The organism is Clostridium sp. (assembly GCF_051654825.1).
In the GTDB taxonomy this organism is placed as follows: Bacteria; Bacillota; Clostridia; order Clostridiales; family Clostridiaceae; genus Clostridium.
Genome location: NZ_JBOFYU010000228.1, coordinates 1 through 6,480 on the forward strand (window position 1 = coordinate 1; position 6,480 = coordinate 6,480).

The window sequence follows — 6,480 nt, forward strand, 5'->3', positions numbered from 1 at the left end:
ATTTTTTTATTTATAAAACAAGGGAGTTATTGTATAATATAAAAAGTAATTTCAGTAATTACAAAATAAATAATTAATATTAAATCGTATATAATAATGGAATCTTAATGGGTAAAGGGATTTAAAATTATAAAAATAATTTGATTTTCGGAGGAGAAATATGAATTACAGAGATAAGTTAGACCAATGGTTAAATTTAAGCATTATTGATGAAGCTACAAAGACTGAATTATCAACATTAACTGATGAAAAGGAAATTGAGGATAGATTTTATAAAGATTTAGAATTTGGTACTGGAGGACTAAGAGGAGTTATCGGTGCTGGAAGTAATAGATTAAATATATATACAGTAGGAAAAGCAACAGAAGGATTAGCTAGATATTTAGTAAATAAATATAAAGAAAATATTTCTGTCACAATAGCTTATGATTCAAGAAATATGTCACCAGAATTTGCAGAATGTGCAGCATTAGTGTTAGGAGCTAACGGAATAAAAGTTAATTTATTTGAGTCATTAAGACCAACTCCAGAATTATCATTTGCAGTAAGAGAATTAAAATCAAATGCAGGTATAGTTTTAACTGCATCTCATAATCCAAAACAATATAATGGATATAAGGTTTACGGAAATGATGGATGTCAAATGACAGATGAAGGCGCAAATGCTGTAATTAATGAAATCAATGCTATTGATTACTCAGATGTTAAGAGAATGTCAAGAGAAGAAGCTATTGAAAAAGGACTATTAAATATAATAGGTGAAGAAATAGATAGAAAATATATAGATACATTAAAGGGACATACTATAAGAACAGAACTAGTTAAGGAACATGCTAAGGATTTAAAGATAATATACACTCCTATACATGGAACTGGTTTAATGCCAATCAAGAGAATATTAACTGAGCTTGGATATGAAAACCTTAATATAGTAGAAGAACAAGCAACACCAGATGGGAATTTCCCAACTGCACCATATCCAAATCCAGAAGATCCAAAGGTATTTGCTTTAGCATTAGAAATGGCTAAAGACCTTAATCCAGATATAATATTTGGAACAGATCCAGATGCTGATAGAATTGGAGCTGTAGTTAAGGATTCAAAGGGAGAATATCAAATTCTTACAGGAAATCAAATGGGAGTTTTATTAACTCACTATATAATTAATTCATACAAAGAAGAAGGAAAATTACCTTCAAATGGAGCTGTAATTAAAACTATAGTGACAACTGAAATGGTAAGAGAAGTTTGTAAGGATTATGGAGTAGAATTATTTGATGTATTAACTGGATTTAAATACATTGGAGAAATTATGGGTAACTTTGAAAAGACAGGAAGCCATAAGTTCTTATTTGGATTTGAAGAAAGCTACGGATGTCTATTTGGAGATCATGCAAGAGATAAGGATGCGATAATAACAGCTCAAATGATTTGTGAAATGACTCTTTACTATAAAAACAAAGGACTTAGCTTATATGAAGGATTTATGGAGCTTTCTAAAGCATATGGATTCTATAAAGAAGCTTTAGTTTCAATTGAATTACAAGGAAAAGAAGGGCAAGAAAAAATAGCTTATTGCTTAAATTATTTAAGAGAAAATGAAATAACAGAAGTTAATGGAGTAAAGGTTAAAACTTCATATGACTACATAGAATCAATAGAAAAAGATTTAGAAGCAGGAACTACTAAAACTTTAGACTTACCAAAATCAAATGTTCTTAAATATGTATTAACAGATGGTTCATGGTTTGTTGTAAGACCTTCAGGTACAGAACCTAAAATGAAGGTTTACTTAGCTGTAGTAGGAGAAAACCTTGAAGATTCAAATAAAAAAGTTGAAGAATTTAAAGTTAATGTAATGGAAAAACTAAATAAAGCACTTTAAGATTTATAATATAGTTTAAGAATCTTTTAAATATTAAAGGATTCTTAAACTAAGAAAAATTTATACTAATTTAAGTGATAAAAGTTTTTTTTATTATAAAACATAAGATATATTAATTAAAAAACGTAAGATAAAAAATATATATATTTAACTTACAATAGGTTTAGGAGATTATTTATGAGCAATAAAATTAGAAAAGCAATTATACCAGCAGCAGGGTTAGGTACAAGATTTTTACCAGCAACAAAGGCACAACCAAAGGAAATGTTACCTATAGTTGATAAGCCAACAATTCAATATATTATAGAAGAAGCTATTGCTTCAGGTATTGAAGAAATTCTTATAATAACAGGAAGAAGTAAAAAGTGTATAGAAGACCACTTTGATAGATCAGTTGAATTAGAACTAGAACTTGAAAAAAGCGGTAAGCAAGAAATGTTAGAAATGGTTAGAGGTATTTCTAATATGGTTGATATTCACTTTATAAGACAAAAGGAACCTAAGGGATTAGGTCATGCAATACATTGTGCAAAAACATTTGTAGGAAATGAACCTTTTGCAGTATTATTAGGTGATGATATAGTTTATAACGATCAAAAGCCTTGCTTAAAGCAATTAATGGATTGTTATAGTGAATATAGAACTTCAGTTTTAGGAGTTCAAACAGTTGCACCAGAAAATGTATCTAAATATGGAATAGTAAATGGATTACATATAGAAGATAGAGTTTATAAGGTTAAAGGATTAGTAGAAAAGCCAAGTAGAGAAGAGGCACCATCTAATGTAGCTATATTAGGTAGATATATTATAACTCCGCAAATATTTGATATATTAGAAAATACTAAACCAGGAAAAGGTGGAGAAATTCAATTAACTGATGCATTATTAACTCTTCTAGAAAGAGAAGCAATGTATGCTTACGATTTTGAAGGTCAAAGATATGATGTAGGGGATAAATTAGGTTTCTTACAAGCAACAGTGGAATATGCTTTAAGAAGAGAAGATCTTAAAGATGAATTTACAGAGTATTTAAAGAGTATATTATAATAATAAAGGCATTATTTTGTTAAAGCAAAGTAATGCCTTTTTACTTATTTACTCTTATTTAGAGTTATTTGCTTGTAATATTTATTAAATACTATAATATAAACATTTGTTTAAAATATAGCCTACTTATATTAAATAAATTCAATACAAATTAATTTATATTTTACAAAGGTTAAACATACTTTACATAAATTAACACAAAGTATGTATTTAGGAAGAGTGTAAAATGATAATCTTAATATGTATTAAATACATAAGGAGAGGTTATTTATGAGAGGAATAAAAAGGTTAGTAGCATTATCGGTATTATCTTGTATGGCTACAGTATCAATATTTAATGGGTTAACAAGGGAAACTTTTGCTTTTGGAGAAGATGTAAATGTACTTGCTGAATGGAAGTTTGAAGAGGAAAGTGTTAAATCAGGTTCAATTACAGACAAAAATTTAATTTTTAAAGATGTAACTGGAAATGGAAATGATATTGAAATTAATACTTATGGAAATCCGGAAAATATGAATAACTACTTAGAGTTTACAGATGAAAAGATGTACGATAAGGTAAATGGAAGTTTAAGAATAAATGGTGATAGTAAAAATAAGGTTGGAGCAGACTTTATAACAGTAGAGGATGCACCTATAAATAAAGAAAATTTTGAAGAGGGTTATACAATAGAATTTTTATATCAATTACCTATGGATTGGACAGCAAGTGATAGTTGGATGGGATTAATGGCGAGACAAGGTGATTCTAAAAGTATGGATGAGCCTGAATTAGGAAGTATGGCTTTATCAGTTTCAAATTGTAAGGAAATTCAATATCTTGCAGCTAACAAAAATGATGATCACCAAATGAATTCAGCAGCATGGTCTGTTTCTATGGATAAGGGTGGAGTTTGGTATCATATAGTAGTTACATCAGATAATGATGTTATAAGAACTTATGTAAATGGAGCAGAAGCATTTAGAGATTATGTAGGAGATATGGGAGGATTGTATGCAGATGCTGAGGATGGAAGATTTAGAATAGGGTCAAGCTGGTGGAAGGAAGGAAGCCAAACATTAAGTAAGTTTGGAAGAGGAAACTACCAACAAGTAAGAATATCAGAAGGAGCTTTAGAAAAGGAAGATTGGTTAATATCAAACCATGAAGAATATATAGGCGAATATGGTGTTAATGATGAATTTTCTTTAAGAGATAAGAAAAATTACAATATGGTATTTTTACCTGATACTCAAAATACTATTAAATTCAAGGGAAATGTTATGAATTCAGCAATGGATTGGCTAGTAGAAAATAAAAATTTAACTAACGTAGTTTCAGTTACTCATTTAGGAGATATTGTTGAAAATGGATGGGATACAAATCAATGGGATACAGCAAGAATGTTTAATAAATTACCTCAAAACGATATTAAGCTTTTAATGCAGCCAGGTAATCATGATTCATTAGATAATTATTTAAATACTTTTGGAAAAGATAGCGAATATGGCATTTTAACAAGTGATTATATTACTAGAACTTCACCTTCAGGGGTTAGTTCATATATGGTAGTAGATGCAGGAAGCTATAAGTACTTAACTTTATCAGTATCAATTCATAATATAGATGAGGATTTACCTTGGGTTGAAGAAGTATTAAAAAATACAAATATGCCTACTATAATTACAAGTCACGATATACAAAATTGTTCAGACACAGTACCAAATGATATTAAGTTAAGCACTAGAGGAAAAAAGATTTGGGAAGTAGTAAAGAAATATAATCAAGTATTTATGATGATTGGTGGTCATAGCCATGGAGCAGGTGATCAAGTATTAAAAAATGATGCAGGAAATGATGTATTTAATATATTAGCAGATTATCAATTTGCATATAATGGAGGAAATGCATTATTTAAATTTGCAGAGTTTGATGAAAAGGAAAATAAAATATATTTATCAACATTTTCACCTTATGCAGCAGGATTAAAAGACGAGGAAAGAACATTCTTTGATGTTAATTACTTAACTGGAGCAGGAAATTACTCAGAATTCGATATTGATTTTGAAGAAAGATTTGAAGGAATGGATAAATCAGAAGAAGATAATATTGTTGTAGGAAAGGTAGAAAAGCTAAAGGAAAGTGATGTAACATCAAATAGTTTAATATTATCTTGGGAAGCTCCAAAAGAAATAATAGGTTTAGTAGAATATGTAATTTATAAAGATGGTAAAAAAATAGATTCTATTAGTTCAAAAAATAACACATATAAAGTAGAAGGACTAAATAAAAACTCTATTTATGGATTTAAGGTAACAGCTAAATATTCAAATGGGGAAGAGTCAAAGCCTAAGTCGATTAATGTAAGAACTAAAAAGTAGTATAAACAGGAATTATAACCTTCAGGTGGAGTGTTTACTTAACCTGAAGGTTATAGGTAGTTATGGAGATATGTTTCGCTATTATAGCACCAAATAAGAGGTGTCAGGATATAGTGACTATAATTATAGAAAGCAAAAGCACCTAGAATGAAGAGTTATCCTTCTAGGTGCAATTTATTTAATATCTAATTATTGTTGAAAACACGAAAAAGACAACTAAAGTTAGCAGACCAGTAGTTGTCCAATTCTTAAAGAAAATTCTTATATTTTTTTTGTTAATACTCCCGACTTGCACCGGTTCCCTTGAGTAACTTAAGTATAACATTTTTATACATATCAGTAAAGGTTTACGTGGAAAAAATTAAAAAAAGAATTCGATAAAAAAGATTCAATATATACAATTGAAGTCAATATTCTACATTATATAATTTTAAGGGATTTATAAGTTTAAATATATTTAGTAAAAATTATAAAAATTAAAAAGTAAATGTTTACTTTTGGATAAATATGTGATATTTTATATTTAAAGCCATTACAGGTGTATAAAGGGATTATTTTAGTGTGTAACTACGTAGGAGTAGGCATTAGCTAAAGTGTGTTTATTTTAAGCACCTTTGGCTTTTTTTTATTTAACAATAAGTTTTATGGAGGGTTTTATTATGGCAAGAGCAAAGTTTGCAAAAAAAGTAGGAATGTGTTTAGCAGCAGTATTAGCAGTTAATTCACTAGCATCAATAAGTGTACAAGCAACAGAGGATGTAACTAGAGAAGTAGTAAATAGTTTATCAGAAAAAAGCTTAACTATTAACCCTATGCCTCAAAGTATGGAAATATTAAATGGAGAAGTTGAGTTAACAGAAACTATTAATATAGTAGGTGCAAGTGAAGCAGATCAATATGCAGTAGATTTATTAAAAAGTATATTAACAAGCATGGACATAAAGATAAATGAAACTTTAGTGGAAGGTGCAACTACAATTTATATAGGTGAGGCAAATGATAATGTAGCTGGAATGGATGAAGCATTAGTTGAAGCTGGTGTAGATGTATCTACAGTTACTAAAGAAGAAGGATATGTTTTAGTTTCTAAAGATAATGAAGCTGGAGATAAAATAGTAATTAGAGGAAATGACGAATCAGGAACTTTCTATGGAGTACAAACATTAAAGCAAATTATAGAAAGTGAT

The 6,480-nt window shown here is 28.8% G+C and carries 4 protein-coding genes; all 4 read left to right on the forward strand.

The window, feature by feature from the left end:
* Nucleotides 1-160: 160 nt before the first annotated feature.
* The gene (locus tag ACRDBA_RS13640) at nt 161-1,885 is read left to right on the forward strand and encodes a phospho-sugar mutase (RefSeq protein WP_438573475.1); all 1,725 of its coding nucleotides are present in this window, start codon (nt 161-163) and stop codon (nt 1,883-1,885) included.
* 177 nt (nt 1,886-2,062) lie between these two features.
* Nucleotides 2,063-2,932 (forward strand): UTP--glucose-1-phosphate uridylyltransferase GalU, encoded by an 870-nt coding sequence (gene galU / locus ACRDBA_RS13645; RefSeq protein WP_438573476.1) that lies wholly within the window; start codon nt 2,063-2,065, stop codon nt 2,930-2,932.
* A gap of 270 nt (nt 2,933-3,202) precedes the next feature.
* A complete protein-coding gene (locus tag ACRDBA_RS13650) occupies nt 3,203-5,293 on the forward strand; it encodes a LamG-like jellyroll fold domain-containing protein (protein WP_438573477.1) in 2,091 nt (696 codons plus the stop codon).
* Nucleotides 5,294-5,952: 659 nt separating this feature from the next.
* Nucleotides 5,953-6,480, forward strand: a 528-nt coding sequence (locus tag ACRDBA_RS13655; RefSeq protein WP_438573478.1) for a glycoside hydrolase family 20 zincin-like fold domain-containing protein, incomplete at its 3' end; no start/stop codon positions are given.